Annotated in this window: 2 protein-coding genes; one reads left to right on the top strand and one right to left on the bottom strand. The window is 73.9% G+C overall.

Going from position 1 to position 2,750, the window contains the following annotated elements; genetic code table 11:
- A partial coding sequence (locus tag MXD95_RS07570; RefSeq protein ID WP_285223554.1) for a tetratricopeptide repeat protein occupies positions 1 to 173 on the top strand: 173 nt, incomplete at its 5' end.
- A gap of 549 nt (positions 174 to 722) precedes the next feature.
- Here the strand turns inward: MXD95_RS07570 and MXD95_RS07575 are convergent.
- Complete coding sequence (locus MXD95_RS07575) at positions 723 to 2,417, bottom strand: serine/threonine-protein kinase (RefSeq protein WP_285223553.1); 1,695 nt, start codon at positions 2,415 to 2,417, stop codon at positions 723 to 725.
- Positions 2,418 to 2,750: the final 333 nt, after the last annotated feature.

Raw genomic sequence — 2,750 nt, forward strand, 5'->3', positions numbered from 1 at the left:
TGTCCTGGCTTGGCGATCATCACGCTGCCAGATCGCTGTTGGAGGAGACACTGGAGCGCCGCCGTCGGACTCTCGGCCCGGAGCATCCCGACACTCTCCGCACCGCCAGGAACCTCGCCGCCTCGCGCAGGCGGTGGAGGCGTCGGGGCGGGGGCCGCTGGGAACGCCAGTGATCTCTACGGCCTGGGACGCCCCTTTAGTCCGCCGCGCGTGTCAGGGGCTGTGGGACAGACACGATCACGGCTCTGACACGAAGAGGATCGCGGGGTGCGGGCCGGGCGGAACCGGACGAGGTCGCGCTCCGCTGCGGTCATGGGCGGGGGATCGCGCCCAGCGCCGCGCGGACCTCGCGGGACGGGCTTCCCCGTAACAGAGCGAGGTCCATGATGATGTCGCAGCCGAGGGCGTGGTGGCGCCGGAAACAGCAAGCGATAGCGCCCACGTGGTCGGCGCAGCGCCCGGCGGCCCCGCAGCGCCCATGACGTCTCCGGGACGGCGGGCCAGACGGCCAGGACCTGGCGTCGGCCGAGTGGGATCACGTCCGCTGGCTCCCGCCCGAGGCCGAGGCCCTGCTGGACCGTGCCGCCACCCCTCCCACCTGGTTCGGTGCTGATCCCGCCGAGCCCGACCGCCCGGTCTGGCTGCTCGACGAGGTCGTCGCTCCCGTCGCCCTGCGCCCCGTGTCACGGTTGCCCTGACGCGGGAGGCGCGGCCGGGCGAGATCAGCGGCGTGGGACCGCGCCCAGCGCGGTGCGGATCTCACGCGACGGGCTTGCCCGCAGCAGGGCGACGTCCATGATGATGTCGCAGCCGAGCGCGTGGTGGCGTCGGAAGCAGCGGTAGCGCCCGCGCGGTCGGCGCAGCGCCCGGCGGCCGCCCAGCGCCCACGACGTACCCGGGACCGCGGGCCAGACGGCCAGGACCTGCCCGCGGCCGAGCGGGATCACGTCCGCGCGGGCGATGTGCGCCCAGCCGAGGTCGACGTGGCGGCCGCCGACCTCGGCGTGGATGCCGTGCGGGCCGATCGACAGGGCCGGCCGGTGCAGACCGTAGCGCACCCGCCACAGGCCCAGGGGCATGAGCAGCAGGCTCCAGATCAGGACGAAGCCCGCCCTGATCAGCTCGTCGCCGGTCTCCTCATGGGTGTGAACGGCGTGGTTGGCCAGAGCGGAGCCGATCGCCGTGACCGCCCAGAGGGCCCAGCCCCCGGTGACGAGAACGATGACCAGCCCGACAGCCAGGAACATCCGCCAGCGCCCCGGAAAGACCGCCACCCCCGCCGCGAAGGCCGGTGGTGCCGGTGGCGTCGCCGGTGCCGCTGGCATCCGCCCGGGACGCGACCCGGGCGGGGGAGACGCGGGCGGCCTGGCCTCTGAGGGGGTCCCGGCCGGTGACGGGGGGCCCGCCGGGAATGGGGCCCGGTCTGGAGACGGTGTCCAGGGCGGTGGTGGTATCCGGGCAGGTGGCGGCGGAGTTCCCGCCGGCGCTGGGACCGCCGCCCGTGGCGGCGAGGTCGGTGGCAGGACCGCGGTGCGGGGCAGTTGGGCGCTCGTCTCGGCGGCGCGTTCGTCGAGCAGACGGGTGACCCCCGCGGGCCAGGCGGGTCCGGCCGCCCGCATCCCTGCGGTGATCCAGTTCAGCAGCTCCGCGGGGGCGGGCCGATCGCCGGGTTCCTTCACCAGGCAGGAGCGGACGAACTCCGAGAGCTCCGTGGGCACATCGGTGAGATCCGGCTCGCCGTGCACGATCCGGTACAGGACGGCGGCGGGGGTGCCACCGCCGAACGGGCTGCGTCCGGTCGCGGCGAACAGCAGCACGGCGCCGAAGGCGAACACATCGCTCTCGGGGCCGGCCTCCTTCCCACTGGCCTGCTCGGGCGACATGTACGCGGCCGTCCCGATGAGGTCGCCCGAGCGGGTGAGCTCGGTGTGGTCGGCGGCGCGGGCGATCCCGAAGTCGATCAGACGCGGGCCGTCGGCGGCGAGCAGGACGTTGCTCGGTTTGAGGTCGCGGTGGACCAGCCCGGCGCGGTGAACGTCGATGAGCGCCTCGAGGATGCCGGCGCCCAGCTTGCGCAGCACCCGCGGCGAGAACGGGCCGTTCTGAGCGACCGCCTCGTCCAGCGCGGGCCCGGCGACGTACTGGGTGGCCAGCCACGGCGTGGGGGCGTCGGGGTCGGCGTCCAGGACGGGCGCGGTGAACGCGCCGCTGACCAGGCGCGCGACGGCGACCTCCCGGCGGAAACGGTCCCGGAACATCTCGTCGTCGGCGAGCTCCGGGCGGATCAGCTTGACCGCGGTCAGCCGCCCGGACGGCGAGTGCGCCAAGAAGACCCGTCCCATTCCGCCTTCACCGAGGCGCGCCTGCAGCGTGTACGGGCCGACCAGACGCGGGTCGCTCGGCTCAAGATCTCGCATGCCCGGCCGGACGACTCGCGGTGATCATCATGCTCCATGGGCGCTGGATGGCAGGCGCTGGGTGGCGCTGGGTGGCGGGGTGAGTGGGTGTGGAGGGAGGAGGGAGGGAGGGAGGGAACAGTACAGGAGCGCGGCAGCGGTCAAGAGAGTAGGACAAGCGGGATGTGTACGGCACAGTAGTGCAAAGACTGCCTTACCGAACCCGCTGGGTCGCGAGGCTGTCGGGACCCGGACCCGGACCGGACACCGGTCGGACCCGGACACCGGTCGGACCCGGACACCGGTCGGACCCGGACACCGGTCGGACCCGGACACCGGTCGGACCCGGACACC

This window comes from Frankia sp. AiPa1 (assembly GCF_023243075.1).
Lineage (GTDB): Bacteria > Actinomycetota > Actinomycetes > Frankiales > Frankiaceae > Frankia.